The organism is Exiguobacterium sp. NPDC077395 (assembly GCF_050269125.1).
GTDB lineage: Bacteria > Bacillota > Bacilli > Exiguobacteriales > Exiguobacteriaceae > Exiguobacterium > Exiguobacterium aestuarii_A.
On record NZ_JBNNHU010000001.1, the window covers coordinates 182,257 to 207,385 of the forward strand.

Consider the following 25,129-nt stretch of genomic DNA (forward strand, 5'->3'; position numbering starts at 1 on the left):
GCGTGACACGATGGAGATTGCGACACTGATTGGTGGCATCGGGATTTTTTTACTCGGGATGACGTTACTCACAGACACGCTCAAAAAATGGGCCGGTACACGACTTCGTCATCGTTTGAACCAATTCACCGACGGCTCGTTGTCGGGGGCGGCACTTGGCGCGATGTTGACGGCTTTATTTCAATCTTCTACCGTCACGACGTTGATGACAATCGGTTTTGTGAGCGCAGGATTAATCACGTTCACGCAAGCATTACCGCTCATCATCGGGGCGAACGTAGGTAGCGCGACGACAGGATGGATCATCGCCGTCCTTGGCTATAACGTAGACGTACGTCAAGTGTTCTTGCCACTCATCGGTCTCGGGATGGCACTTCGTCTCTCAGGACCACGTCTACGACGAATCGGGCTATTATTCGTCAGTATCGGTTTGATTTTTGTCGGGGTTGGGACGCTACAAGAGGCGATGCGGGATGTCGTCACGTTCTCGTTCGGACCAATCGAGTCGATGCGTTTTTCTCAACAGGCGTTCCTGATTGGCATCGGGTTTGCGATGACGGTTGTCCTTCAGTCGTCGACGATTGGGCTCGTCTTAACGATGACGGCTCTTGCGACCGCCGCGATTTCACTTCCGCAAGCCACTTTTTTGGTACTCGGTCAAAGTGCTGGAACGAGTCTTGTCGTGGCACTCGGTTCAATCGGAGGCTGGAAGTCGGCCCGACGCATCGTATTGGGGCATGCCATCTATCACGTGTCCATCGTCCTCATCGGATGGCTGACGTTTCCCGTTCTCTTCTATGTCGTCAATCGAGTAGCCGATTGGTTCAACTGGAACGACTTGTTACGTCTCGCCCTATTCCATACGACGTTCCATGTGTTAGGCGTCCTCTTGTTCTTGCCATTTTATCAGTCGTTCGCAAGGCGCTTACTAAAATGGATCCCGAGCCGAGCAGAAAAACTGACACGTCTGCTCGACAAGAACATGTCGCAACTCCCGACGGTCGCCCTTGAGGCGGCGCGGCGGTCTTTACTCGAGATTGAACGCTATTTAGGGAACGAGACTGAGTTGCTCGTCCGGGAGGGACGTCTCCGGGAAGATGAGTTGACGCTCGTCGACAAGACGCTGAGCGATGTCCGCGTCTTTTTGAGTACGATTCAACTAGACGATGTCGGAAAGCAAAATGACTACGGGCAACACTTGTCCCTCCTGCATTCAATCGACCATCTCGAACGGTGGTTGTATGTATTGCGAGAAATCGAACCGGTCCAGTCACTGCGGGACACGGACTTTTTAGCAGCGCGCGAACTCGTCTTGCACGAACTCGATCTCGTTCATCAATTGAATCATCATACGCCACCGGAAGATTCGAAGATGTGGAAACAGGCGTCAAAACAGTTGGCGGAATATCGGAAGGCACATCGCTCTGAGCTGCTAGAAGAAACGGCGGCGAATCAATTGGAGATGGACCAGACGATCCAAAAAGTACAAGTATTGCTGTGGCTTGACCGGATCGGCTACCACATTTGGCGGGCAACACGGCACTTGATTAAGCCGACCGTGCCGAGTGAACGGTTCGAAGTGAACCGGGAAGATTGAAGTAAAATGGAGGAATGGAAATGGCGACATGGGTGACTCACTTTCGTATCGCGGAGCGGATTCTTGAGACGGATTCCGCGTTTGAACGCATACCTTTTTTAGTAGGAAATATCGGTCCGGACTGTGGGCTGGTCGGAGCGGATGGACGTCCTGAACCACCGAAAACCATCACACATTTCAAAACAGAGAACGGGATCTCCTCTGATTTGTTCAAACAGACGTATTTAGATGGAGGAACCACGAAATCGAATACAGAGTGGTCTTATTTAGTCGGTTACTACTTTCATCTGATAACAGACGAATATTGGGTGCGGTTGACCCGTGCGAAAAAAGAAGAACCGATTGTACAGGCAATCGTCGGAACACCAGACTATACCCGTTTAGTCAAAACGGACTGGTATGGGATTGACTTTGAGTACTTGGCAAAACATCCGAATCATATCTTTTGGACGGACTTCTGTCACATTGACTCGTTCGAAGACGTCCTACCATTCTTCCCACAAGGACAAACGGGACAACAAATTCAAAACATCACGACCTTCTATAAAACACATCCGTTTGACCCACAGCATGAATATGTATATATGTCACCTCAAGAGGTCGATGATTTCATTGAAGAGGTTCTTTGTGGACTGCAAGCGAAAAATCAAGAAGTTCAACGAATACATATTTGACGTGGTGCTTAGACGAAAAAACGGACCCCGATTCAAGGAGTCCGTTCGTTACTTATTTCTTGTCCGCGTGCATGACGCCGGCTTGACCATAGTGCGTCGCATCCATTTCTTCGATGAAGACGGTGATGTTCTCTTTCGGAGCGTTCGTCGTCTCGGAGACGGCGTCCGTCACTTTTTCAATCAACGCGCGTTTTTGTTCCACGGTACGGCCCGGGAGCATTTTTACTGTTACGTAAGGCATGGGTCATTCCTCCTTTACTGAAGTCTCTTTCATTGTAGTGAATCCGCTTCACCGAGAAAAGAAAAATTCTCGTCCACCTCAAAGCTTGCGCTCACTTTTTCGACATTTCGGGTAAGGAACAAGACAGAGCGAATGTAGGAGGAATGAAGATGAAGTGGAAAGGTAGACAACAGAGCCGTAACGTCGAGGACCGACGAGGCCGTAGTATCGGAGGAAAAGGGATTGCCGGGGTCGGGGGTGGTCTCGGATTGATTCTCGTCATCGTCTTTACGTTATTGAATGGGGGAAGCCCGACCGACCTCGTCAACAATATCGGACTAGGCGAGCCGCAAACTGAAGGAACATACACCGGTACGGAGCGAGAAGAGGAGATGGCGGACTTTGTGGCGGTCGTCTTGAAAGACACGGAGGAAGTATGGACGGATATTTTTGCGGAGAACGGCATGACGTACCAAGAACCGACGCTCGTCCTGTTCTCGGGACAAGTTGAATCCGCATGTGGCATCGCCGGGTCGGCGGTCGGCCCCTTCTACTGTCCGGGTGATCAAAAGCTGTACATTGATTTAAGTTTCTATGATGAGCTGAGTCAGCGTTTCAATGCGCCGGGTGATTTTGCGATGGCATACGTCGTCGCCCATGAGGTCGGGCACCATGTCCAGACGCTTCTCGGAACGACAGAAGAGATCATGCCGCTTCGGAACGAGATAAGCGAGACTGAATTCAATCGCTATCTCGTCCGTTTCGAGTTACAGGCGGACTACTATGCGGGTGTATGGGCGCATCACGCGCAAGGACTCGGTTACCTCGAAGCAGGGGACGTCGAAGAAGCGATGAATGCAGCTCACCAGATCGGTGACGACACGTTACAACGTCAGGCGCATGGATACGTGACGCCGGACTCGTTTACGCATGGAACGTCGGAACAGCGGATGCGCTGGTTCGAGAGAGGCTTTGAGAACGGGTCGATTCAAGGTGGAGATACGTTCAATACGAACAACTTATAGGTCGGGCGCACGCTCGACCTTTTTAGCCGGTTGGAATATGAGGAAAGAATCCGCTATCATAAAAGAACAACAGTTGCAGGAAGGGGATGACCCGATGGAATCCTTACTTACGAAAATTGATTTAGCAAAAGACGATATGACGGCGGTTGAAAAGAAAATCGCGGACTATATCTTGTCCCATTCAACGCTCATTCCAAATATGACGACGAAAGAACTTGCCCAAAAGACGGATGTATCCGAGGCGAGTATCGTCCGTTTCGCCCGCGTAGTCGGGATTGATAGCTTTAAAGCATTTAAGCTTGCGCTCGTGAAAGACTTGGCCGTCACAGAAACGACATTGACGGACTTCAACGTTCTCCAGCAAAAAGATACGCCGTACGATTCGTTTCAAAAAGTCATCCATGTGAATAAAGCGGCGATCGAGGCGTGTGCCGAAGCGATGGACAAACGCGAGCTCGAACATGCGGTGGACTTATTCGCGCGCGCGAATCGTGTCATCTTTTATGGGGTCGGTGGATCGTCGACTGCAGCGATGGATGCGCAATATAAATTCACGAAGCTCGGGTATGCGGCTACGACATCGTCGGACTTTCATTATATGTTGTCGTTGATTCCGCATTTAGGAAAATCAGACGTATTCGTCGCCATCAGCACGTCGGGACGGACGAAAGATGTGCTCGAACTCGTTCGTTTCGCCAAGAAGAAACGTGTGCCCGTCATCGCCATTACGAACTTGGACAAGTCGCCACTTTATCGGGAAGCGGACGTACGCCTTTGCACGCCGAACGTCGAGAGCGATTTCCGGATTGCGAGCATCGCCTCGCGGATGACGCAATTAACGATTGTCGATACGTTATATATGGGTCTCTTGCATCGAAAAGGAGAAGGCTTGATTGATCGCTATGCCGAAGCGCGAGATGAGATGGTGAAGTTGCGCCGATGATCAGACCGTATTCGAAAGAAGATCGCGCGGAATTGGAAGACTTCTTGGTGAGACAACGTACCTTTGCCCGTTTGAATGGACAGTCCTTTGAAGAGTTTTGCGACGAGAATGTGGCGGATTTTGAAGAGGATGCCACCGTCAGTCTGATTATTCGTGAAGATGGACGGATTGTCGCCATCGCGGACCTGTTAAAACGACATCCCGTGGACGGTTCGCTTTGGCTCGGATTGTTTGTCGTCGAGGAAACCCTTCACGGGACGGGCTTGGCGCAAACGTTATATGAACAAGTGGAAGAAGAGTATATGCGCCCCTATCAGACGGTGTTTCGATTAGGTGTCCTTCCGAACAATCTGCGCGCTCGTCGGTTTTGGGAGCGGAACGGCTATGTATACGAAAAGGATTCTACCACGAATAAGGGTGTGCGCGTTCATGTCCTGAAGAAACAACTCATTCGACCGGAGTGAGTTTTTCTTTCGCAAATACTGAAATTAAATTTCAAAAATAATTAATAATAAATTGACTTTAAGTTTCGGTATAGTACGATGAAATCATAGAGAAGAAAGGATGGTGGCGATGCTAGAAAAATTGGCTACAGAAAGACGGAATGAACGAACGATGCAACTAGATGAGATGTCGATCGAGGAGCGATTGACGATCATGAACAGTGAGGACCGACAAGTCCCGCAAGTGATTCAACATCAGATTCCCGTCATCGCGCAAGTCGTGGAGCGGGTCATCGCATCCTTTCGTAAAGGCGGTCGCTTGATTTATATCGGGGCGGGTACAAGTGGACGTTTAGGCATTTTAGACGCCGCAGAGTGCGTACCGACGTTCGGGGTGTCCCCAGATCAGGTCATCGGGTTGATTGCCGGTGGCGAGCGTGCGCTCATTCAAGCGGTCGAGGGAGCAGAAGACAGCAAGGAATTGGCAGTCGATGATTTGAAAGCGCTTCAATTGACGGCGGACGACACCGTCGTTGGCATTGCGGCGAGCGGACGGACGCCATATGTCATCGGGGGTCTCGATTATGCACGGGAAGTTGGGGCAACCACTGCGGCCATCTCCTGTAATCAGGACGCAATCATTAGTCGACATGCAGACTATGCCATTGAAGTGGAGACAGGACCAGAAGTCTTAACCGGTTCGACACGATTGAAGGCAGGAACGGCACAAAAATTGGTCCTCAACATGATTTCGACGACGTCGATGATTGGAGTAGGCAAAGTGTATCAAAACTTGATGGTCGACGTGAAACCGACGAACGAAAAATTAGAAGTACGTGCCAAGCGGATGATCGCAGAAGCGACAGGGGTCGACATGGAAACGGCCGCGCGTTATTTTGCGTCATCTAAAGGACATGTCAAAACAGCAATCGTCATGATTTTGGCGAACGTCTCTTACGAAGAAGCCATCAAACGATTAGAGCGTGCGAACGGGTTTGTCCGCGAGGCGCTATAAGGGGGAAAATCGAGATGAAGAAAGAAGAGGTTTTAGCACGGGACATCCTCGCACATGTCGGGGGGAAAGAGAACATTCGTCAACTCGCTCACTGTATGACGCGTGTCCGGTTGTCGTTGAAGGATCCGACCAAAGCCGATCTTGACGCCTTGAAGAAGACTGATGGCGTCATGGGGGTCATCGATGATGAGACGCTACAAATCGTCGTCGGTCCGGGAACGGTGAATCGGGTCGCGGACTATATGAGTCATGAGACAGGTCTTGCGATCGGAGAAGAGTCAGTGGACGCGAACTTGACGCTAGAAGAACGCGCAGCGGTGGAGCGTCAAAAAGTAAAAGAGAAGCAAAAGTCACCGTTCAAACGATTCCTTCGTCGACTCGGGAATATCTTCATCCCGCTCATTCCGGGTCTCGTCGCTTCAGGAATCATCAATGGTGCGGCGAACTTTGCTGTTAACGCCGGTGTCGACCGGACGGAGACGTGGATGCAGATTTTACTCGTCCTCGGTAGCACAGTCTTCGCATACTTAGCCATCCTCGTCGGATGGAACACGGCGAAAGAGTTCGGGGGGACACCGGTGCTCGGGGCGATTGCCGGGGGAATTCTGTTCAACCCGCTCCTCGCGGACATCGTCATCTATGGGGAACCGCTCGTCGTCGGACGCGGTGGCTTGTTCGGTGTCATTTTTGCCGGTTGGCTCATGACGTATATCGAGAAGCACATTCGTCGCTTCATGCCGGTATCGATCGATATTATCTTCACACCGCTCTTCACGGTCCTCATCGTCGGATTTACGGCGCTCTATGCGATCATGCCGGTCGCGGGCGTATTGTCAGATGGGATCATGCGAGGCATTAATGCGACGCTTGAGTTCGGGGGACCTGTCGCTGGAGCATTATTAGCCGGTTTCTTCTTACCGCTCGTCATGGTCGGGTTACACCATGGTTTGACGCCGATCCATTTAGAACTGTTGAATACGGTCGGGACGACGGCGCTTCTTCCAATCTTGGCGATGGCGGGTGCCGGTCAAGTCGGTGCGGCGCTTGCGATCTTTGTGAAGACAAGCAACCCGCGACTCCGTAATATTATCAAAGGGGCCATCCCGGTTGGGTTCCTCGGAATCGGCGAACCGCTCCTTTACGGGGTCACGCTTCCGCTCGGACGTCCGTTCTTAACGGCATGTCTTGGCGCCGCGGTCGGTGGTGCCTTCCAGGCAACGATGAAGACGGCTGCACTTGGAATTGGCGTATCGGGTCTATCCCTTACGCCGCTGATTGACGACGGGATGTATTTGACGTATGTCGCCGGACTATTGATTTCTTATACGGCAGGATTCCTGTTCACTTATTTCTTCGGCTTCAAAGAAGAGATGGCGGATGGGATTTGACAAACAAAGATGGCTCGCTCGAGTCATCTTTTTCTATACGTTTTGTGAGGAGGGAAATAGATGAGAGGGATTTCCGTTTACTTAAGTGAGGAATTGACTTCTGCGTCCATTGATTGGATCGAACGCATGCGAGAGAGCGGGTTCACGAGTATCTTCACGTCGCTTCATATTCCGGAAGACGATTCGACGTTATATACAGGACGGCTCCAGCAGTTAGGAGAATTGGCAAAACGTCTGGAGATGGAGCTCGTGGCAGACATCGCCCCGTCATCTCTACAGGCGCTCGGCAAGAACTGGAATGATGCCCATACATTGTTAGAGTGGGGCGTCACAGGGTTACGTGTCGACTATGGCGTCACACCGAAACAAGTGGCCGACTTGTCACGACATATGATGGTCGCACTCAATGCCAGTACACTCACGGAAACAGAGCTTGAAGAGATGTTGCGACAAGGGCTACGACGTGACCACGTCGAAGCGTGGCATAACTTTTATCCTCGTCCTGAGACGGGGCTCGACCGCTCCTGGTTTGACGAGAGAAACACTTGGTTACATGCGCAAGGAATCAAGGTGCAGGCGTTCATCCCTGGAGATGAACAATTACGTGGTCCGCTTCATGAGACGTTACCGACACTCGAGGCGCACCGCCATCAGTCTCCGCTTTCGTGTTACATCGATTTACAAGCGACGGTCGACCGAATTTTGATTGGTGACCCGCGCACGTCCGATCAGGCGATGCGACAATTTCAGGCGTACGATGAAGGAATCATCGTCCTTCGTGCAACTTCAGAGTACCGTGTCGATTCATTACCGACACTGCATACGAACCGGATGGACCCAGCCCGAGATGTTATTCGTTCGGTCGAATCGAGAGCTTACGGACGACCAGGTGACCATTTGATTCAACCGCAAAATACAGAAGAACGACTGCTCGGCAGCATCACGATGGACAACGAACGATATGGGCGTTATGCGGGAGAACTGCAAGTGACGAAGCGAGATTTGCCGGCAGATGAACGGGTCAACGTCATCGGTCGGGTCATTGAAATGGACCGCACGCTTATCCGCCATATTGGACCGGGAAGACGTTTCCAAATCGACTGGACGTGACTCAGGATTGCCACCGTCCTATATCATTGTGTACAGTAGAGAGGGAGGGTGGAACATGAAAGACATTAATTTTAATATCATTTCAGACGACGCGACGGACGGGCACGGCGGTTTTGGTGTCGGTTCGCTTAGTTTAAATAACATGTCCCCGGTCATCATCGATGTCGAAGCGGGCACGGCGACAATCGATATGGGTGCGATGCACGCCAAGTCTGCCATCGAGAAGCGTATCAAGTTTTTGACGGACCAAGAAGCGGTACCGAATGGGAAACCGTACTGGATCGTTTGGGTGACGGTCGGTCGGAAACGAGAAGGCTTTTACTATGGCGGCGTCGCCGCATGTGACATGTTGGTAGATGTCGAAGCGAGACGAGGCTATAAACTATTGCCTTATCACGTCAATCAGATGGACAAATCGTTGAAGGGTCGGATTTTAATCGACATGATGGACGCTCCGTCCCGCAACGTATTGGCGAATTTCCTACAAGAGCATCGCCCAGAAATTTGGACGAACTCGACTGAACTTCATGCAGAGCTCGAGCGCTTAGGCGTCGAGTAAAAAGATTGGACGATTTTTTCGTCTCCAATCTTTTTTGTTTCGCATTTTTGGGAGTAACAGGAAATTATGTAACTGAAGAGATATTCATTTGTAATTGTATGAAAATTCAGTATTATGATATACTGACTACATTGTGAAAAAAAGAAAGGGTGATACGATGAGCGAAACGAAAAAAATCTTAATCGGTCTCGCGCTAGGTGTTGTAGTTGGTCTCGGATTGGCAGGATTGCCGGATTCAATTTATGAGATTGTGAATCCGTATATTTTATCTCCGGTCGGAACGATCTTTTTGAATTTAATTAAAATGTTAGTCGTGCCGATTGTCTTCTTCTCGATTATTTTAGGCGTCATGGGTCTCGGGGACCCGAAAGAGCTAGGTCGGGTCGGGACGAAGTCGATTTTGTTCTTCTTAGCGACGACAGCACTCGCGATTATGTTGGCGATGGGCGTCGCATCTGTCTTACAGCCAGGGGAGCGTGGGGATTTCCAAACAACAGGTCTTGAATTTGAGTCAACAGCGACCGAGGAATCGTCAAATATCGTACAGACATTCGTCAATATGATTCCAACGAATCCGATTACGGCACTCGCTGAAGGGAACATGCTTCAAATCATTGTCTTTGCAGCATTGATTGGATTTGCGTTAATCGCTCTTGGGGACAAGGCGAAGACATGGCGTCAATTCGTCAAACAAGGTGATCGCATCATGATGTACCTCATCCATATCGTCATGAAGCTCGCTCCTTACGGCGCATTCGCATTGATTGCTTCGGCAATCGGAGGCATCGGTCTCGATGCGGTCGTCGCCATGGCATGGTATATGATTGCCGTTGTCTTGACGCTCTTCTTACATGCGACCATCGTATACGGGTCAGCCGTTTACTTCATCGGAAAGATGAGCCCAGTGTTCTTCTTCAAAAACTTCTATGAGGCGATGACGTTTGCGTTCTCGACATCTTCGTCGAATGCGACGCTTCCGGTATCGATGGAAGTTGCACAGAAGAAACTCGGTGTTCCACGTTCGATTTCGTCGTTCGTGCAACCACTCGGGGCAACGGTCAACATGGACGGAACGGCCATCATGCAAGGTGTTGCAACCATCTTCATCGCGCAAGTATTCGCTTCTGACTTAACAATGACTCAATTGTTGACAGTCGTCATTACGGCGGTCCTCGCTTCAATCGGGACAGCGGGTGTACCAGGGGTCGGGCTTGTCATGCTTGCCCTCGTCCTTCAGTCGGTCAACTTGCCAGTAGAGGGAATCGCCCTCATCATCGGGGTCGACCGTATTCTCGATATGCTTCGCACATCTGTCAACATCACGGGGGATGCGGCATGTGCGGTTGTCGTTTCGAAATTGGAAGAAAAACATTTACCACCAGTCGACGAAGACTCGTGGGATGAAGCAGGCGCGACCTCTTCATCATCGCTATGATATAGTAAAGGACCATGACAACACGTCATGGTCCTTATTTTGTGAATAGAAAGAGTGATGATTATGGAATGGGAACTGCTCCCGCTCCCTTTATTTTTAATAATGAGTATTTTACTAAATAGTGTGATTGCGGTGGCCGGGGTGTTACCGAGCGCTTTTTTGACGGCGATCAACGTGAGCGTCCTCGGTCTCGTACCTGGTATTCTCGTCTCGATTGTCGGTGAGGCGGTAGGGGCCATCGTCAGTTTCATCCTTTACCGAAAAGCGCTGCATCGTTACACGTCCCCGGACGGAGGCCGGTTTCAGCGACTCCGTGAGGCCACAGGAGCCGAGGCCTGGTTTCTCGTCCTCGGCATGCGTCTCATGCCGTTCGTACCGTCTGGACTCGTCACGTTATCGGCAGCGTTCAGTCGTATGACACTCGCCTCATTTGCGGTCGCAAGTACGATTGGGAAAGTGCCTGCCCTCATCATGGAAGGGCTGGCGGTGACGGCAGCGATGCAATTGACGATCGGATGGCAATTGTTCTTGGTCGGTCTCGTCGGAGTTTCTTATCTCGTCTGGCGAATGCGTCAGAGAAGAGGCGAGAAGATATGACAAAACGCCTCGATGAATCGCTTGCCGGTCGTTTTCTTCCGTAACACGGCCCAGTCGATTAAAATCGATTCTTCAAAATCCTTTAAAAAGGCTTCGTGAAGTTGTTGAATCGACGTCGTATCGAATTGGGCGATCATCATCTCATGGTTGAGAAACATACTCCGGAAGTCGAAGTTGGCTGACCCGACGAGGGCAACTTTGCCATCGATCAGGAGCGTTTTGGCATGAATGAAATGGCGATTGTATTTATAAATTTTAATGTTCCGCTTCAAAAGCTGTTCGAAATAATACTCGGTCGCATGGAAACTGAACCATTCATCTCCCTTGCCCGGTACGACGATACGCACATCGATGCCGCTACGACCTGCGACTTCGAGAATCGCCAACAGTTCAGGTGGAGGTACAAGGTATGGGGTGGTGAGCCAGATCGACTCTTTTGCCTCCATCAACAGACGCATCAATCCATCGCGAATCGTCACGTCTTTACCAGGTGACGTGACGAGTAGTTGTGTCGCCCCGTTTTGTCCTTTTGGTTCATTCACAAAGTACTGAGAGAGATGTTCTTCGTCTGCGAATAAATCCCACGTCTCATCGATTGTTCCTTGACCCGCATATAACCAGTTCTCGACGAAGAGCTGTTGAAGTTCTCGGACGAGGGGACCTTCGAGACGTAGATGCGTGTCACGCCAGAAACCGAGCAACTCATTCTTCCCTAGATATTCATCACCGACGTTCAACCCGCCTGTTAGCGCGATTCGTCCATCCACGACAATCAGTTTTTGATGGTTGCGGAAGTTGGCATTGAAAACGAGGTATGGATGCAAGACCGGGTCAAACGCTTGGACGTGGACACGGGATTCCCGTAACGGCTGAATAAAGTCTTCCCCGATTTCTTGGCTACCGAGCCCGTCATATAAAAAGCGAACGATGACGTTCTCATTCGATTTTTGGATGAGTGCATCTCGGACCTTTAGTGAAATCTCATCGGTTCTAAACAGATAGTATTGAATGTGAATATGATCGGTCGCACCGTTGATGGCGTCTAACAAGGCGTCGAACTTTTCTTCGCCGTTGACGAGGAGGGTTGTCGACGTGTGAGCGTCCGCACCGCTTGCCCCTAATTTTTCAAGTGTCCGTGTCAACGGATAGGTAGATACGATATCGGGAGAAGTCTCGATTTTTTCGCTTTCAATCGCTTGTCTTAGCATCCGAATTTCGGATGACGTTCGTTTAAAGCGTCGATGGCGACGCGGTGTACGACCGAACATGACCCATGCTAAGACGCCGATGAACGGAATGAAGAATACAGTCAATAACCAGGCGAGCTTCCCTTGGGGCTGTACTTGGTCAAATAATATCTGCCAACCGACGACGAGCGGTGCGACGATGGCGATCCCGATTAATACGGGAATGAGGACATCGAGCCAAAACAAGAGACCGACGAGCAAGATGACGCTGATGATCATGATGATGAGTTGAATGACGCGACGTTTCAAAGGAAACACCACCTTTCCATTAACGATGAAAACGAGGGGGAATTCCCCTCGTTTTTTAGTAAACGCTGTTTAGGACAGCGTTGATTTCGTCCGCATAACGAACGAAGAAGTACACATTTACTGCGAGAGAGAACAAGACGAGGAAGAGACCGAACTGTGCTTTGACCCGATTTCGATTCCAGTAATAGAAGACGGACAAGAGCACTGCCAGTCCTACGAATAGAGCGATGACTTCAACGATTCCCCAGACGATATCCTTGGATAAAAACATGTCGACGATTGTCATGACGACATAGATGAAGACGACAATCCCCATGATCACGACTAAAATAGCTAAAATGATGCTAATCCAATCCGAGCTAACTGCGTCAATTAGGTTTTCAATGGCCATTTCATATTCGCTCACAACAGTTCCTCCTTTCGACAGATTGCATAACTATACATCCATTACCCTTTTTTTCATCTCTAAAATCAGGCTTTTATTGGCGAATGGATGAATGCGGGGAGTGGAATTTTAGAAACGATTGCCACGACCGCAAATACATAGAGCCAACTATTCGGCGGGAAAAAGAGCACGAGTAACACGATGATGGCCAACGGTTGTCGCATCGCCGTGGCGAGTAAGGCACTCGTTGTTAAAACGACCGAGAATGTCATATCGAGCTCGAATAAGAGGCTGAAAAAATAGCCGAGTGTGAACGACGAGAAGAGAAGCGGATAGATGTGTCCACCGCGCCATCCAGTTGCTAGACAGAACGCCGTAAAGAGCAGTTTCAACACGCTGTATAGAAGAAGGGTGTACAGCGGAATGAGTTGCCAGTCTTCTGCATATTCGAGAATCGTTTCTTCTCCGGAGAAGAGGAGGTCCGGATAAAGTAGAGCCATGATCCCGATTCCGACGCCGCCGAGCGTTGTGAGGAGTAGAATAGGCACGTTTGAGAAGAGCCGCATCAATGCATGTTCACTGACCAAGTAAAGCCAGCCGAGAACCATGCCGCTAATAACAACGAATAGCATCGTCCAATCAATCTGAACACTTTCAATCGCAGGGAACTTAATGATGAACGGCGGACGCTCGTCAAGTTGATTGAGTAAATAAAACGTCCCGATTCCGGCGAGTGTCGCAAGCAGGTTCAGCATCGGTTGCTTTTTCTGCTCGCTCTCTTCCGCTGCGATTGCCCCGAAGAGTGGCGCGTTGAAGACGATCCCGAGCACGACGGCATGACCGACTTCTTGCAATTCCGCTAATTCTTGACGGACGTGACGGATGCGCTCTGAGAACCACGTCGTGAGCCCGCCGACGATGCCGACGAGCGCGGCCTCGGGACCGAGACTTGCTCCTCCAATGAGAACGAGGAGGGCGGTCAACGTCGTAAAGCCGATCAAACGATAGTCAATGCGCCCCGTTCCTTTTCGTTCTTCTAACACCTCAGGCATGAGACGGGGCATTCGCCCATACCGACGTTGCAACAGACCGATGCATACCCCGGCGATGACCGGCACGAGAAACACATAAAACGGAAAATTAAATTGCTCAGGTACCGTATGCCACACAACGTGTATGCCTTTATAAACAACGGATAAAAAGAGCCAACTCACTAAGCCGATGATGATTCCGAGTACGATGGCATAGCCACTGATAATCCATGATTTCATCTACATCTCCACCTTTTTCGCTCGCGTCGACCTTCTATAATATGCTATCTCCTGAACACCTCGGACTGAAACCTAAAAATCGACGAAACCGTTTAGAAGAGATGAGTTGGGGCTACTCACCATGGAAAATAAAAAGGTGCGGGCACTCGATCAAGTCGATGCCCACACTTAGAATAACGAAATATGCTTATGCTGTTTTGATGGCGTGCTCTTTCGCAGGAGCCGGTTTTCCGAAGAAATAACCTTGTGCCAAATCAAATCCGAGCTCACGGCACACATCCGCTTCTTCGATGCGCTCGACACCTTCGGCGAGGAGCGTGATGCCCATCGAGTGGGTCAATGCGCGAACTTTTTTGAGGAAATCCCGCTTCTCGGCATCCTCATCACAAAATGAAATATACGAGCGGTCGATTTTGACATAGTTTGGTTCGAGTCGCTTCAACATATCGATGGTCGAGAAACCTGCACCGACATCGTCTAACGCCACTTGCATCCCACGCTTTTTATACGTTGAGAATACGTGCTGCAAATGATCGACGTCATGTACCTTCTCCGTCTCCACGACTTCAAAGATAAAGCGATCCGGACTAAGTTGATATCGATCGATGATGTCGAACGTATGCTGCAAACAATAGTCCGGGTTGTAAATCGTTGAGGGTAAGAAGTTGATGAATGTCTTTTGATGAGGGGCGACGACTTCGTATGTCGCTTTAATCGCCTCAGCACGAGCCCGCTGATCGAGCTTCGAATGAAGACCGAAACGGTTTGCCGTCCGAAATAAATCATAAGGTGAGATGTTGGCATCGCTACGGAGAAGTGCCTCGTACCCGAACGTTTCCGTAGAATCGAGGAAGATGATTGGCTGGAGATGACTCTCGAACGTGCCGTGCTGAATCTGTTCAATGATGTGTCGATTGGCAAGCTGATCTTTTAACATGTCGATCTCAAGCGGCGGGGTCTGACGGTTCGATGCAGGATCGACACAGTAGACCGTCCCCTCCACTTGCGAGAGAAGTATATCTAGTTCTTCAAACGATGTATATGGGTGTTCCTTGAGTGAAGTGACGAGTGTCCCTTGGGCAATCAAAGGAATTGTTGTGTTACAAGAAGCGCAGGGTGACCACATACTATTCCACCTTTCCATTTGAAATCGGTTCATTCAGTATATCGGCCACGTCTCACAAAAAACTCACATTCCGAAGACATTCTTCAAAAAAATCGTGCAAAATGGGTACAGGTTTTGTATACTTCCTATCGTATGATTAAGAAGCGCCTCAAAACGCCACTCGCATACGAACAACTTTTTGAACAGAAAGGGGTTCTATCGATGGACCAAAAATTAAAATTATGGTTTACGGAGCACCAAACAGAAGATTACGGGATCACGTTCCGTGTAAACCACGTTTATGAGAGCGAACAAACGGAGTTTCAACGACTAGAAATGGTCGAAACGGACGAGTTCGGAACGATGTTGTTACTTGACGGGATGGTCATGACGACGGATAAGGACGAATTCGTCTATCACGAGATGGTCGCACACGTCCCACTCTTTACACACCCGAATCCAAAGCATGTGCTTGTTGTCGGTGGGGGAGACGGCGGTGTCATCCGTGAAATCATGAAACACCCATCAGTTGAAAAGGCAGTTCTCGTTGATATCGACGGGAAAGTCATTGAATATTCGAAGAAATACTTGCCGAACATTGCCGGTGAACTTGATAACCCACGTGTTGAAGTCATCGTCGGTGACGGTTTCATGCATATTGCGAAGTCAGAAAACGAGTATGACGTCATCATGGTCGACTCGACAGAACCAGTCGGACCAGCAGCGAACCTCTTCACAAAAGGATTCTATGCAGGCATCTCGAAAGCGCTCAAAGAGGATGGCATCTTTGTCGCACAGACGGATAACCCGTGGTTCACACCAGAACTTATTCAAACGGTTCAACGCGACGTGAAGGAAATCTTCCCAATCACGAAATTGTACACAGCGAACGTTCCGACGTACCCGAGCGGGATGTGGACGTTCACAATCGGTTCGAAGAAATACGATCCGGAACAAGTATCGGCTGAGCGTTTCCATGACATCGAAACAAAATACTACACGCCGAAGCTTCACAACGCGGCGTTCGTCCTTCCGAAATTCGTGGAGGATTTGACAAAATGATCAAACGTTTTGATGAAGCATACTCAGGTAAAGTGTTTATCGCTAGTCTCCCAGAGGTGACAGAGGCGAAGACGGTTCTTTACGGGATGCCGATGGACTGGACAGTCAGTTTCCGCCCAGGTTCACGTTTTGGTCCGAACCGAATTCGTGAAGTGTCGATCGGACTTGAAGAATACAGCCCGTATTTGGACGGCGACTTGGCAGATGCAGCGGTATACGATGCAGGGGATATCCCACTTCCGTTCGGAAACGCGCCAAAATCGCTCGACATGATCGAGGCATTCGTCAAAGATGTCGTCAAAGCAGGCAAGTTCCCACTCGGAATGGGTGGCGAGCACCTCGTCACTTGGCCGATCATCAAAGCGATGCACGATGTGTACGGCGACGACTTTGTCATCATCCACTTGGATGCGCATACGGATCTTCGGGATGAGTATGAAGGCGAGCCACTTTCACACTCGACTCCGCTTAAAAAAGCGGCAAACTTGATTGGACCATCGAACTGCTACTCGTTCGGGATTCGTTCAGGGATGAAAGAAGAGTTCGAGTGGGCACGTGAAGTCGGCTACAACATGCATCAATTTGAAGTCATCGAGCCACTCAAGCGCGTCTTACCAACACTCGCTGGGAAAAAAGTATATGTCACAATCGACATCGACGTTCTTGACCCGTCAGCAGCACCTGGGACAGGCACACAAGAAATCGGCGGCATCTCGACGAAAGAATTGTTAGAAGCGGTACACGCCATCGCAAACGCAGACCTCGACATCATCGGTGCAGACCTTGTCGAAGTGTCACCGGCATACGATCAGTCGGATATGACGGCCATCGCGGCAGCAAAAATTCTTCGTGAGATGATGATTGGATTCGTGAAGTAAATGCGGAAAAAAGGTCAGCTGGAAATGGAACTGAGCGCCCGGATCACCCAATGGGAAAAAGAATACTTGGGTCGCGGGTCATTGACGTGTAAGGCAGACCTGCTTCGGGACCTCGCCATCGTCACACTCCAAGGTGTGTTGACGCCGGCCGAGTATGACTTGGCCACCAAGTCGTCAGGTCGCGAGCAATTGAAGAAATACCGCAACAATCTCGTCGAATCGGGACGGAGCCAACTTGAAACGATTGTCGGGCAAGTGCTCGGCCGTTCGATTGTTTCGCTCCACACGGACATCAGTACGAAAACAGGGGAGCGTCTCATCGTCTTTCGGTTGGACGCACCTTGGGATCAAACCGATTGACAACGGAACGTCGACTTTTTAAAATGAAATTCAGAGACGTGAGAGGAGCGAATGGACGAGTCGTCACGAGGCGTGCTTTCGAGATCTTCTTACGGAGCTACTGAACAATTTAATCAACCGACAGTTGTCGGCCTGACGGAGCGAATAGTCGAGCCGTCGGCATACAGCGCACGCCTTCTTTAGGTGTGCGCTTTTTTGTCGCCAAGGAGGAACATGTATGGAATTGTTTTTATTTTTACTCACGAGTGCTCCCGTGCTTCTATTTGTAACGGGCGTGATTGCCGCAGTCGGGAAATCGAACTTGAAGATTCCTGATTCACTGAGCACGACGCTCAACATTTACTTACTACTTGCCATTGGATTAAAAGGTGGGATGGGACTCGCCTCGGTATCATTTGAAGAGATTGCACTACCATTGACGGTGACGCTGTTGATTGGGATTTTATTACCGCTCCTCGCTTTTCTCGCAGGAGGTCTCCTGAAGTTTACCTTCCACGAACGGATTGCCATGGCTGCGACGTTTGGTTCCGTCTCGCTCGTGACCTATGTGGCCGCGTCAACGCAGCTGGAGCGTCTTGGGATTGGATATGAACCGTTCATGACGACATTGGTCGTCGTGCTTGAAATCCCTGGACTGATTGTGGCGTTACTGTTATATAACCAAACGCAAGTAATGGGGATCACGGCGACGTCGGGTAAGACGAATTCGCTGTCTGTCCTCCGGGATAGCTTATTTTCAAAGAGCATCTTGCTTATGCTGGCAGGTCTTGTGGTCGGACTCGTGACACCAGACGCGACTCCGCTCAAACCGTTCTTTGTGGACTTGTTCCCAGGGGTGTTGCTCCTCTTCTTATTAGGATTGGGGGTAAAAGTCGGACAACAGTTGAAGACGGTGCCGACGTATGGGCTGAAGTTCGTTGCCATGGGAATGTTATTCCCGTTGATTGGGGCACTTGTTGGCTTTTTGGCGGCGGGTGTCGCTGGTCTTTCAGAAGGAGGAACGATACTTCTTATGACATTAGCGGCGAGTGGTTCATACATTGCCGCGCCTGCGATGCTACAAGCCTCGGTCCCAGAAGCGAAACCGTCCTTTTATTTGACCCTCTCCCTTGCGGTCACGTTCCCGTTCAATTTGTTGATTGGCATTCCGTTGTATATTGCAATCGTCACATGAAAAAAGCGTCGACTCCTCCTGAGTCGGCGCTTTTTGTGTGTTCGTTGAGCATCATTGTGTCACTTTTTGCGCTTCCATACATTTGAGAGCGGCCGTCCAGCTTCCAAAGAGGACGTTAATCGTCGATGTACTCGGTACGTTCCGTCCTTCCGCCCATTTTCGATAATGGAGGATGCTGAAATGAGGCAATTCTTTTTTCGCGAGCCGGAGCGCTTCAATCACATCCTCTTCATCCCATTTTCGTTTCGGTGGAGCGATATCTAATACGAAAAGAGCATAGCTCCAAGAACCATACTTTCGCGCGATGGTCGCAACGGTCGGATAGCCTCGTTCTTGCGCCCACACGGCATAATGTTGAGACGTGAGGCGTTCAAGTTCTTCCGATGCTTCGATTAGGGCTTGGATGATGCGTTCTTCACTATTTTTAGCGGCCGTTGTTTGAAGTTTCGCTTCTCGGAGTGCATTCGACCATGAACCAAACCGACTACTGATGAGGGTGAGAGAAGGCGATCGTGTCACTTTTGACCATTCTCGGTACGTTTGACTCGTGAATAGCGTTAGCTCTTCTGCAGCTTTGTTTAATGCGCGTAGAATATCTTCGTCTGAATAATAATGAAACGAAAGCTTAATCTGTGCCGCAACGAGGGCTTCGCGCCACGAACCAAATTGATGAATGACGGTGGAAAGGGAAGGGACATTTTTGTCATGAGACCAAACACTGTATTGTTTGGAATCAAGTTCTGCGTATTCTTGGGCAGCTAACTGCAAAGCTTGTACGATTTGAGGTCTTGTCCATTTTTTCATCTTGGTGTCTCTCCTTTTGTGTGAACGCTCACGGGCGTCTCAGAAGGTCTCTTGGTGTGAATGAACATGTATGTTGTTAGGTTGGTCGTACAGAAGTCAAACAGCGATGCGGTACAGGTTCCTCCTTTTCATTTAAAACACAGTTGTCAACAACATCCAATTTTTTTTGGTATGTTCTTTCCATTCCCGCTCGGAAGAAAATTATTCATTATGTGAAAGAAAAGATGAGAATAACTTTGTGAACTTATTTGTTACAGCGATTTCATTAATAACAAAAAGCTCGCATTATCCTTAAATTTGTTACAACGACTCGGGTAGTTTACTAGCATCAACGCATTCTTCGCACACCATACCCAACACGATTACACAACTTAGACATTTGGAGGTGCAATACACGATGGCTACACTCGTTAACGTCTATCGAAGAAATCGCAGAAACTTACTGTTTTTCTGCGTCGATATCGCAATCGTCTCAATCGTCTTATATATGACGTTTGACATTTTATTTTCGAAAGTGATGCCGTTCACAGCGACAACATACGATTTGTTGCTGATGGTGTCGATTAAAATGTTTAGCTTCATGCTTGTCGGGGCGCTATTGAAAATTCATCGAATCGATTGGCGATACGCCTCAATCCATGAAATGAAACAAGTAACCATTGCGTTGATTAGCAGCGACTTGATTCTATTCGCCTACAATCAATTTCAATTCGGACGCGGGCTCGGCGTCATGATTGCGGTTCAAGGGCTATTAGCATTCAACATGATTTTATTCACGCGTTTCTTGGCCCGTCATCACGTCTTGCATACGTTCAAGCCGCACCCTGCCCCACAAGGTCGGAAAACACTGATTATCGGCGCCGGGAACTCTGGACAGCTCATCGTACGTGAGTTGAAAGAGTATCGGACGAACGTCCTCCATGTTGTCGGGATTCTCGATGACGATCCGATGCTCGCCTCTCTATATGTACACGGCGTCCCGATTCTCGGTACGACAGACGATTTAGAACGCATCATCGAAGAACAAGGGATTGAAGTCGTCATTTTCTCTATCCCGAGTCTAGCGCACGCAAGACGCATCGAATTGTTGAAACGGATTGAAAAGACTGGCGTTGAATCACATGCACTCCCGATGTTGTCCGAACTTGCGACCGGAAATGTGTCGATCAATGAAATTCGCGAAGTGAAAATCGAGGATTTGTTAGGACGAGAGCCGGTACAACTCGATATTTCAGGTATCTCGAAGCACGTGGAAGGAGCAACGGTCCTCGTGACAGGAGCTGGAGGGTCGATTGGTTCGGAACTCTGTCGTCAATTGATCAAGTTCAAACCGGCCGAGATGATCCTTTTCGGACATGGAGAAAACAGCATTTATTTAATCGAGAAAGAGTTAAACGGACTTGGACTTGAGACGAAACTTCATCCAGTAATCGGGGATGTGCAAGATGTAGAGCGACTCGAACACGTCTTTCAAACGTATCGCCCGGAAATCGTTTATCATGCGGCGGCACACAAACACGTTCCGCTCATGCAAGATAACCCGCTTGAAGCAGTCAAAAATAATATCTATGGCACAAAGAATATGGTCGATGTGGCTTCCAAATATCGGGTTGATCGCTTCGTCATGGTATCGACCGATAAAGCGGTCAACCCAACGAACGTCATGGGGTCGACGAAACGAATCGCAGAGATGATTGTTCAGGAAAAAGCGCGTTCAAGCGATACGATTTTCGCTGTCGTTCGATTCGGTAACGTTCTCGGTAGCCGTGGTTCGGTCGTCCCTCTCTTCAAAGAACAAATTGCCCAAGGAGGACCGGTCACGGTAACGGATTCAGAGATGACCCGTTACTTCATGACCATTCCAGAGGCGAGTCGACTCGTCATTCAAGCGAGTGTGTTATCTCGAGGTGGAGAAATCTTCGTACTCGATATGGGAGAACCGGTCAAAATTATCGATTTGGCGAAAAAGATGATCGAGCTCAGCGGGTTCACCATCGATCAAATTCCGATTGAAGTGACGGGGATTCGCCCGGGTGAAAAGCTATACGAGGAATTGCTGGCTACAAATGAGTTAGACCCAGAGGCGAATATCTTCCCGAAAATCTTTGTCGGTTGCACGCGTCCCTTCACATCGGTCGCTCCCATCTTGCGGTTAATCGAACACTTCCGACAGAATGGCCCGGCACTGACAGACGCGTTACTGTTTGTCGCGAACAGTAACGATATTGACCGAGATTTACAACGGATTTTTGCAAGTGGATTCGAGTTTATCCCAGCCCAGCAAGTGCGCATCCGGGTCGTCGATGGAAATTAAAGGGGGGGAGTGCAATGGATCGTGTCATGGTGATCGGTGTATCCACGTTCAAAGGATTTCATCTTGCCAGGCGACTACTAAAAGACGGATACGAAGTGATTGGGATTGATGATGAAGGAGAAGCGAAAGCGCAGCTTGCGAGACAACGATTATACGTTTTGTCTCATCCCTTGTTCCATCTCATTCGAACAGATGTCTCCCATAAGCCACATATGCGCCAAATCGTGACGATGTATGAACCGAATCACGTCATCTTATGCAATGGAACATCTAACATTTATCAGCATCGTCAAATAGAGCGTTACGAACAAGTGAAGCAGCTTGTTATGAATCAAAAAAGTCGGGTGCCAATCAAGTCGTTCATCACGTTCGACCTTCCGATGGAACAGACTCGTCATTCTTCCTCAGCGCTTCATCTAATGACAGAGGACGTATACGGACCTTGGGATGATTCGTCAACCTTGTTTTCGAAAGCGATACTCGCCATCGACCAAGGTCATCGTATGGTTGGATACTATGCAACGGATATTGTAAAAGCCTCTTACATCGATGATGTGGTCGAAACCGTCGTTCGTGTCATCAAATTGATTCAGTCAGGCTTGCCAATCGTTGGACAGTTTCGAATCGATGCCTCGGATTATGTACACGTCCAAACGCTGCTTACGGAAATCGGGCACCAGATGCATCAACCGGTCCATGTATCTCTACCGATGCGTGACCAAGTCTTTCAAGAAATAAATTTGCCTACGCTAGAAGCGATGATTGGATTTCGACCACGCACCCCGCTCCACGAGGGGTTGAGGAAGACAATCGATTGGTACAACGCCTATCAAACGATGATGAAGGAGGACATGAGCACATGACTATTTTATTATCAAAACCGCACATGTCCGGACGAGAGATGGCTTATGTAGAAGAAGCATTCGCAAGTAACTGGATTGCGCCACTCGGTCCGAACGTTAACGCCTTTGAAGAAGAACTTGGCAAGTACGTCGATCACACACATACACTCGCGACGAGTTCTGGCACAGCGGCGCTCCATCTCGCGTTGTTGACGTTAGGAATCGAAAGAGGAGATGTGATCTTTTGTCAGTCGCTCACGTTCGTCGCTTCGGTCAATCCCATTCTGTATGTCGGGGCGACACCGGTATTCATCGATTCAGAGAAGGAAACGTGGAACATGTCACCGGAAGCATTACGAAAAGCGCTTGTTCAAGCCGCTACAAAAGGAAAGTTACCAAAAGCGGTCATTGTCGTTCATTTATACGGGGTAGTCGCAAAAATTGGCGAGATTCGTCACATTTGCCAAGAGTTTGGGGTGACTCTGATTGAGGATGCGGCGGAATCGCTCGGAGCGACTTGGAAAGGGCAGATGACCGGTACGATCGGTGACATCGGATTTTATTCGTTCAATGGGAACAAAATCATCACCACATCCGGTGGAGGGATGCTATTGCTAGGCTCTGACAGTCAGCGCCAATATGCGTTGAAACTCGCAACGCAAGCAAGGGAGAACGTTTTACATTACGAGCATGAAGAAGTCGGGTACAACTATCGCTTGAGTAATGTGTCGGCAGGGATTGGTCGAGGACAGCTAGAGGTCATCGAACAACGAGTCCGGGCGAGACGTAACGTCTTTCGTCGGTATGAACAAATGTTTTCGACGATTGATGTCACGTATCAACAAGAAATCCCTTTCTCTCGTGCGAATCGTTGGTTGACCGCCATGCAAGTCGGACGCGACATCGCCAGCCGTGATCAGTTGATTCAACAGTTGAACGATGAGGGGATTGAATCACGCCCAGTCTGGAAACCGATGCACCTACAACCGCTCTATCAAGATGCCGAATACGTCACGGTTGACGGGGAAGACGTGAGTCGTCACTTATTTGAAAACGGTATTTGCTTACCATCGAGCTCGAGTTTGACGATTGGTGAGCAGCAAAAAGTCATTCAGACCGTGCTAGATACACGCCATTTCGTAAAAGAAAAAAGCGTGTAAGGAGGAAATGAAATGAAAACGGAAGCAGAGATCATTCAAGCGCTTCAAACCGCAGCATCTCTGACTCCATCTCTCACGGTGACACAATATCAACGATGGAGTCAACATCGAGACGTTCCCACCTTTCTCGAGATTTTATCTGTTTATGGGACGTGGATGAATGCCCTGAAAGCATCCGGACTGTTAGAAGTCAGACGATACGAGTCCCAGGATATGATTCAGGCACTTCGGCTCGCATCGGCAGAAGAAGGAAGGCTGACGAGTGCTCAATATCGGCACTGGGCATCAGGACGAAGTGTTCCTTCATTAGGTGATATTATTACCCACTTCGGGTCGTGGAGTCTCGCCGTCAAAGCGGTCGAGCGTTTAGAAGAAGAACATTTCACCGTACAACCTGCCAAAGATAAGGCGGAGATTGTCCAAGCGCTATATGAAGCGTATCGAGTATTAAAACCGTTTAATGCGATTACGTATCAAAAGTGGGCTAAACGCTTCAATAAACCGAGTGTCGCAAAAGTATCGAGACGATTTGGTTCTTGGAAACGTGCATTATGCGAACTCGGAATTCATGAAATGACGGATCAAAAGTGATCAATGGAGGGATCGAGAGATGACTAGACCGATTGTACTCATGATTAGTGACCATCATACATCCACTTTCGTCTATCACGCTATCCGCGATTTAGGCGTGACACATGTCATTCAAGAAGACGGTCCCACTGAACATCGACCACAGTCGCTCAAACAATGGATTACTCAATTGTATATTCGATGGGCGACACCGCTTATGAAATGGACGAGTCAAGCGCGTATTCAAGAGGTGAGGGAGCGCTATCCGCTACAGGATTCTCCGATTCCCTCTCATCACCTTATTCATGTCTCATCCTTAAACGACGATAAGACGATGATGTGGCTTGAACGACTCGCACCGAAACTGCTCGTGATTCACGAGACTGGACCGATTGAATCGAGTCGTTTGAACCAATTGCCATGCCCCATCATCACCGTTCGTCCGTCGACGGCGGAAGGACAGCTCCAAGCCTATTGGGCAATCCAATCCCAGCCTTCGTTCTGTAAGGCAACACTTGAACAATGGACGATACAAGGGTGGCGCGCTCTCGATCAGGCTGTCATCTATAAAGGGGGGGACGACAATTTTGCCACATATCCTTATTTACAATTGGTCACGGTCTTACCGATGTTGCGCCGATACATCGAAACGCTGGATCACGCGCGACCGAACCGTCGACAGACCAAAGTCCAAGCCTGAGG

The 25,129-nt window shown here is 49.3% G+C and carries 26 protein-coding genes; 20 read left to right on the top strand and 6 right to left on the bottom strand.

Features of this window, described 5'->3' with window-relative positions; genetic code table 11:
- Nucleotides 1-10: 10 nt before the first annotated feature.
- Nucleotides 11-1,597 (top strand): Na/Pi cotransporter family protein, encoded by a 1,587-nt coding sequence (locus ACQKD4_RS01045; protein WP_427372174.1) that lies wholly within the window; start codon nucleotides 11-13, stop codon nucleotides 1,595-1,597.
- A 20-nt stretch (nucleotides 1,598-1,617) separates the two neighbouring features.
- Nucleotides 1,618-2,271, top strand: a complete 654-nt coding sequence (locus tag ACQKD4_RS01050) for a hypothetical protein (protein WP_427372175.1) — start codon at nucleotides 1,618-1,620, stop codon at nucleotides 2,269-2,271.
- 52 nt (nucleotides 2,272-2,323) lie between these two features.
- Here the strand turns inward: ACQKD4_RS01050 and ACQKD4_RS01055 are convergent, their stop codons facing one another.
- Nucleotides 2,324-2,512: a 2-hydroxymuconate tautomerase gene (locus ACQKD4_RS01055; RefSeq protein ID WP_012727443.1), complete on the bottom strand. Its 189-nt coding sequence runs from the start codon at nucleotides 2,510-2,512 to the stop codon at nucleotides 2,324-2,326.
- A 149-nt stretch (nucleotides 2,513-2,661) separates the two neighbouring features.
- Here ACQKD4_RS01055 and ypfJ point away from each other — a divergent pair, with 149 nt between their 5' ends.
- The 9 genes from ypfJ (at nucleotide 2,662) to ACQKD4_RS01100 (ending at nucleotide 11,006) form a co-directional block, all read left to right on the top strand.
- Nucleotides 2,662-3,516, top strand: a complete 855-nt coding sequence (ypfJ, locus tag ACQKD4_RS01060; RefSeq protein ID WP_427372176.1) for a KPN_02809 family neutral zinc metallopeptidase — start codon at nucleotides 2,662-2,664, stop codon at nucleotides 3,514-3,516.
- Between the two features lie 94 nt (nucleotides 3,517-3,610).
- Complete coding sequence (locus tag ACQKD4_RS01065) at nucleotides 3,611-4,459, top strand: MurR/RpiR family transcriptional regulator (protein ID WP_074035742.1); 849 nt, start codon at nucleotides 3,611-3,613, stop codon at nucleotides 4,457-4,459.
- Nucleotides 4,456-4,923, top strand: coding sequence for a GNAT family N-acetyltransferase (locus tag ACQKD4_RS01070; RefSeq protein WP_339962899.1), 468 nt, complete (start codon nucleotides 4,456-4,458; stop codon nucleotides 4,921-4,923). The genes ACQKD4_RS01065 and ACQKD4_RS01070 overlap by 4 nt, the downstream gene beginning before the upstream one ends.
- Before the next feature lie 100 nt (nucleotides 4,924-5,023).
- Nucleotides 5,024-5,917, top strand: a complete 894-nt coding sequence (gene murQ / locus ACQKD4_RS01075) for an N-acetylmuramic acid 6-phosphate etherase (RefSeq protein WP_427372177.1) — start codon at nucleotides 5,024-5,026, stop codon at nucleotides 5,915-5,917.
- A gap of 14 nt (nucleotides 5,918-5,931) precedes the next feature.
- The gene (locus ACQKD4_RS01080) at nucleotides 5,932-7,305 is read left to right on the top strand and encodes a PTS transporter subunit EIIC (protein ID WP_427372178.1); all 1,374 of its coding nucleotides are present in this window, start codon (nucleotides 5,932-5,934) and stop codon (nucleotides 7,303-7,305) included.
- Nucleotides 7,306-7,365: 60 nt separating this feature from the next.
- Nucleotides 7,366-8,415, top strand: a complete 1,050-nt coding sequence (locus ACQKD4_RS01085; protein WP_427372179.1) for a DUF871 domain-containing protein — start codon at nucleotides 7,366-7,368, stop codon at nucleotides 8,413-8,415.
- Between the two features lie 55 nt (nucleotides 8,416-8,470).
- Nucleotides 8,471-8,974 carry a YwhD family protein gene (locus ACQKD4_RS01090; RefSeq protein ID WP_427372180.1) on the top strand — a complete coding sequence of 168 codons (504 nt, stop codon included), beginning with the start codon at nucleotides 8,471-8,473 and terminating at the stop codon, nucleotides 8,972-8,974.
- 157 nt (nucleotides 8,975-9,131) lie between these two features.
- Nucleotides 9,132-10,409, top strand: a complete 1,278-nt coding sequence (locus ACQKD4_RS01095) for a dicarboxylate/amino acid:cation symporter (RefSeq protein WP_427372181.1) — start codon at nucleotides 9,132-9,134, stop codon at nucleotides 10,407-10,409.
- 63 nt (nucleotides 10,410-10,472) lie between these two features.
- Nucleotides 10,473-11,006, top strand: coding sequence for a TVP38/TMEM64 family protein (locus ACQKD4_RS01100; protein ID WP_274664586.1), 534 nt, complete (start codon nucleotides 10,473-10,475; stop codon nucleotides 11,004-11,006).
- On the opposite strand, the gene cls is transcribed toward ACQKD4_RS01100, so the two are convergent.
- The 4 genes from cls to ACQKD4_RS01120 all read right to left on the bottom strand — a co-directional run bounded on the left by cls (nucleotide 10,982) and on the right by ACQKD4_RS01120 (nucleotide 15,284).
- The gene (gene cls, locus ACQKD4_RS01105) at nucleotides 10,982-12,511 is read right to left on the bottom strand and encodes a cardiolipin synthase (RefSeq protein WP_427372182.1); all 1,530 of its coding nucleotides are present in this window, start codon (nucleotides 12,509-12,511) and stop codon (nucleotides 10,982-10,984) included. The genes ACQKD4_RS01100 and cls overlap by 25 nt on opposite strands.
- Nucleotides 12,512-12,557: 46 nt before the next feature.
- Nucleotides 12,558-12,908: a hypothetical protein gene (locus ACQKD4_RS01110; protein WP_074035622.1), complete on the bottom strand. Its 351-nt coding sequence runs from the start codon at nucleotides 12,906-12,908 to the stop codon at nucleotides 12,558-12,560.
- A gap of 65 nt (nucleotides 12,909-12,973) precedes the next feature.
- Nucleotides 12,974-14,158, bottom strand: coding sequence for a chloride channel protein (locus ACQKD4_RS01115; RefSeq protein WP_427372183.1), 1,185 nt, complete (start codon nucleotides 14,156-14,158; stop codon nucleotides 12,974-12,976).
- Nucleotides 14,159-14,345: 187 nt separating this feature from the next.
- Complete coding sequence (locus ACQKD4_RS01120; protein WP_427372184.1) at nucleotides 14,346-15,284, bottom strand: EAL domain-containing protein; 939 nt, start codon at nucleotides 15,282-15,284, stop codon at nucleotides 14,346-14,348.
- Nucleotides 15,285-15,485: 201 nt separating this feature from the next.
- On the opposite strand from ACQKD4_RS01120, the gene speE reads away from it, so the two are divergent.
- The 4 genes from speE to ACQKD4_RS01140 all read left to right on the top strand — a co-directional run bounded on the left by speE (nucleotide 15,486) and on the right by ACQKD4_RS01140 (nucleotide 18,737).
- The gene (gene speE, locus ACQKD4_RS01125) at nucleotides 15,486-16,325 is read left to right on the top strand and encodes a polyamine aminopropyltransferase (RefSeq protein WP_012727429.1); all 840 of its coding nucleotides are present in this window, start codon (nucleotides 15,486-15,488) and stop codon (nucleotides 16,323-16,325) included.
- Nucleotides 16,322-17,203: an agmatinase gene (gene speB, locus ACQKD4_RS01130; RefSeq protein WP_214784858.1), complete on the top strand. Its 882-nt coding sequence runs from the start codon at nucleotides 16,322-16,324 to the stop codon at nucleotides 17,201-17,203. Before speE ends, speB begins: the two co-directional genes overlap by 4 nt.
- Nucleotides 17,204-17,563 (top strand): DUF2294 domain-containing protein, encoded by a 360-nt coding sequence (locus tag ACQKD4_RS01135; RefSeq protein WP_031422162.1) that lies wholly within the window; start codon nucleotides 17,204-17,206, stop codon nucleotides 17,561-17,563.
- Between the two features lie 217 nt (nucleotides 17,564-17,780).
- Nucleotides 17,781-18,737 (top strand): sodium-dependent bicarbonate transport family permease, encoded by a 957-nt coding sequence (locus ACQKD4_RS01140; protein ID WP_214744654.1) that lies wholly within the window; start codon nucleotides 17,781-17,783, stop codon nucleotides 18,735-18,737.
- Between the two features lie 51 nt (nucleotides 18,738-18,788).
- Here the strand turns inward: ACQKD4_RS01140 and ACQKD4_RS01145 are convergent, their stop codons facing one another.
- A complete protein-coding gene (locus ACQKD4_RS01145; RefSeq protein WP_214744652.1) occupies nucleotides 18,789-19,541 on the bottom strand; it encodes a homing endonuclease associated repeat-containing protein in 753 nt (250 codons plus the stop codon).
- A 397-nt stretch (nucleotides 19,542-19,938) separates the two neighbouring features.
- Here ACQKD4_RS01145 and ACQKD4_RS01150 point away from each other — a divergent pair, with 397 nt between their 5' ends.
- Genes ACQKD4_RS01150 through ACQKD4_RS01170 form a run of 5 tightly spaced genes read left to right on the top strand, consistent with a single transcriptional unit; the run spans nucleotide 19,939 to nucleotide 25,127 of the window.
- On the top strand, nucleotides 19,939-21,855 hold the full coding sequence (locus ACQKD4_RS01150) for a nucleoside-diphosphate sugar epimerase/dehydratase (protein ID WP_337874900.1): 1,917 nt from the start codon (nucleotides 19,939-19,941) through the stop codon (nucleotides 21,853-21,855).
- Between the two features lie 14 nt (nucleotides 21,856-21,869).
- Complete coding sequence (locus ACQKD4_RS01155) at nucleotides 21,870-22,718, top strand: NAD-dependent epimerase/dehydratase family protein (protein ID WP_427372185.1); 849 nt, start codon at nucleotides 21,870-21,872, stop codon at nucleotides 22,716-22,718.
- Nucleotides 22,715-23,857, top strand: coding sequence for an aminotransferase class I/II-fold pyridoxal phosphate-dependent enzyme (locus ACQKD4_RS01160; RefSeq protein ID WP_427372186.1), 1,143 nt, complete (start codon nucleotides 22,715-22,717; stop codon nucleotides 23,855-23,857). Before ACQKD4_RS01155 ends, ACQKD4_RS01160 begins: the two co-directional genes overlap by 4 nt.
- 12 nt (nucleotides 23,858-23,869) lie before the next feature.
- Nucleotides 23,870-24,448 (top strand): hypothetical protein, encoded by a 579-nt coding sequence (locus ACQKD4_RS01165; protein ID WP_427372187.1) that lies wholly within the window; start codon nucleotides 23,870-23,872, stop codon nucleotides 24,446-24,448.
- A gap of 19 nt (nucleotides 24,449-24,467) precedes the next feature.
- Nucleotides 24,468-25,127: a hypothetical protein gene (locus ACQKD4_RS01170; RefSeq protein ID WP_427372188.1), complete on the top strand. Its 660-nt coding sequence runs from the start codon at nucleotides 24,468-24,470 to the stop codon at nucleotides 25,125-25,127.
- Nucleotides 25,128-25,129 lie beyond the last annotated feature (2 nt).

What these genes read in the sequence shown, in the direction of transcription:
- ypfJ (WP_427372176.1), top strand. Translation starts at nt 2,662, where the DNA reads ATGAAGTGGAAAGGTAGACAACAGAGCCGTAACGTCGAGGACCGACGA.
- ACQKD4_RS01135 (WP_031422162.1), top strand. Translation starts at nt 17,204, where the DNA reads ATGCGGAAAAAAGGTCAGCTGGAAATGGAACTGAGCGCCCGGATCACC.
- ACQKD4_RS01140 (WP_214744654.1), top strand. Translation starts at nt 17,781, where the DNA reads ATGGAATTGTTTTTATTTTTACTCACGAGTGCTCCCGTGCTTCTATTT.
- ACQKD4_RS01100 (WP_274664586.1), top strand. Translation starts at nt 10,473, where the DNA reads ATGGAATGGGAACTGCTCCCGCTCCCTTTATTTTTAATAATGAGTATT.
- ACQKD4_RS01155 (WP_427372185.1), top strand. Translation starts at nt 21,870, where the DNA reads ATGGATCGTGTCATGGTGATCGGTGTATCCACGTTCAAAGGATTTCAT.
- ACQKD4_RS01050 (WP_427372175.1), top strand. Translation starts at nt 1,618, where the DNA reads ATGGCGACATGGGTGACTCACTTTCGTATCGCGGAGCGGATTCTTGAG.
- ACQKD4_RS01090 (WP_427372180.1), top strand. Translation starts at nt 8,471, where the DNA reads ATGAAAGACATTAATTTTAATATCATTTCAGACGACGCGACGGACGGG.
- speB (WP_214784858.1), top strand. Translation starts at nt 16,322, where the DNA reads ATGATCAAACGTTTTGATGAAGCATACTCAGGTAAAGTGTTTATCGCT.
- ACQKD4_RS01095 (WP_427372181.1), top strand. Translation starts at nt 9,132, where the DNA reads ATGAGCGAAACGAAAAAAATCTTAATCGGTCTCGCGCTAGGTGTTGTA.
- ACQKD4_RS01145 (WP_214744652.1), bottom strand. Translation starts at nt 19,541, where the DNA reads ATGAAAAAATGGACAAGACCTCAAATCGTACAAGCTTTGCAGTTAGCT.
- ACQKD4_RS01150 (WP_337874900.1), top strand. Translation starts at nt 19,939, where the DNA reads ATGGCTACACTCGTTAACGTCTATCGAAGAAATCGCAGAAACTTACTG.
- ACQKD4_RS01080 (WP_427372178.1), top strand. Translation starts at nt 5,932, where the DNA reads ATGAAGAAAGAAGAGGTTTTAGCACGGGACATCCTCGCACATGTCGGG.
- ACQKD4_RS01045 (WP_427372174.1), top strand. Translation starts at nt 11, where the DNA reads ATGGAGATTGCGACACTGATTGGTGGCATCGGGATTTTTTTACTCGGG.
- ACQKD4_RS01120 (WP_427372184.1), bottom strand. Translation starts at nt 15,284, where the DNA reads ATGTGGTCACCCTGCGCTTCTTGTAACACAACAATTCCTTTGATTGCC.
- ACQKD4_RS01065 (WP_074035742.1), top strand. Translation starts at nt 3,611, where the DNA reads ATGGAATCCTTACTTACGAAAATTGATTTAGCAAAAGACGATATGACG.
- ACQKD4_RS01085 (WP_427372179.1), top strand. Translation starts at nt 7,366, where the DNA reads ATGAGAGGGATTTCCGTTTACTTAAGTGAGGAATTGACTTCTGCGTCC.
- ACQKD4_RS01170 (WP_427372188.1), top strand. Translation starts at nt 24,468, where the DNA reads ATGACTAGACCGATTGTACTCATGATTAGTGACCATCATACATCCACT.
- ACQKD4_RS01070 (WP_339962899.1), top strand. Translation starts at nt 4,456, where the DNA reads ATGATCAGACCGTATTCGAAAGAAGATCGCGCGGAATTGGAAGACTTC.
- ACQKD4_RS01055 (WP_012727443.1), bottom strand. Translation starts at nt 2,512, where the DNA reads ATGCCTTACGTAACAGTAAAAATGCTCCCGGGCCGTACCGTGGAACAA.
- ACQKD4_RS01160 (WP_427372186.1), top strand. Translation starts at nt 22,715, where the DNA reads ATGACTATTTTATTATCAAAACCGCACATGTCCGGACGAGAGATGGCT.
- speE (WP_012727429.1), top strand. Translation starts at nt 15,486, where the DNA reads ATGGACCAAAAATTAAAATTATGGTTTACGGAGCACCAAACAGAAGAT.
- ACQKD4_RS01115 (WP_427372183.1), bottom strand. Translation starts at nt 14,158, where the DNA reads ATGAAATCATGGATTATCAGTGGCTATGCCATCGTACTCGGAATCATC.
- ACQKD4_RS01165 (WP_427372187.1), top strand. Translation starts at nt 23,870, where the DNA reads ATGAAAACGGAAGCAGAGATCATTCAAGCGCTTCAAACCGCAGCATCT.
- murQ (WP_427372177.1), top strand. Translation starts at nt 5,024, where the DNA reads ATGGTGGCGATGCTAGAAAAATTGGCTACAGAAAGACGGAATGAACGA.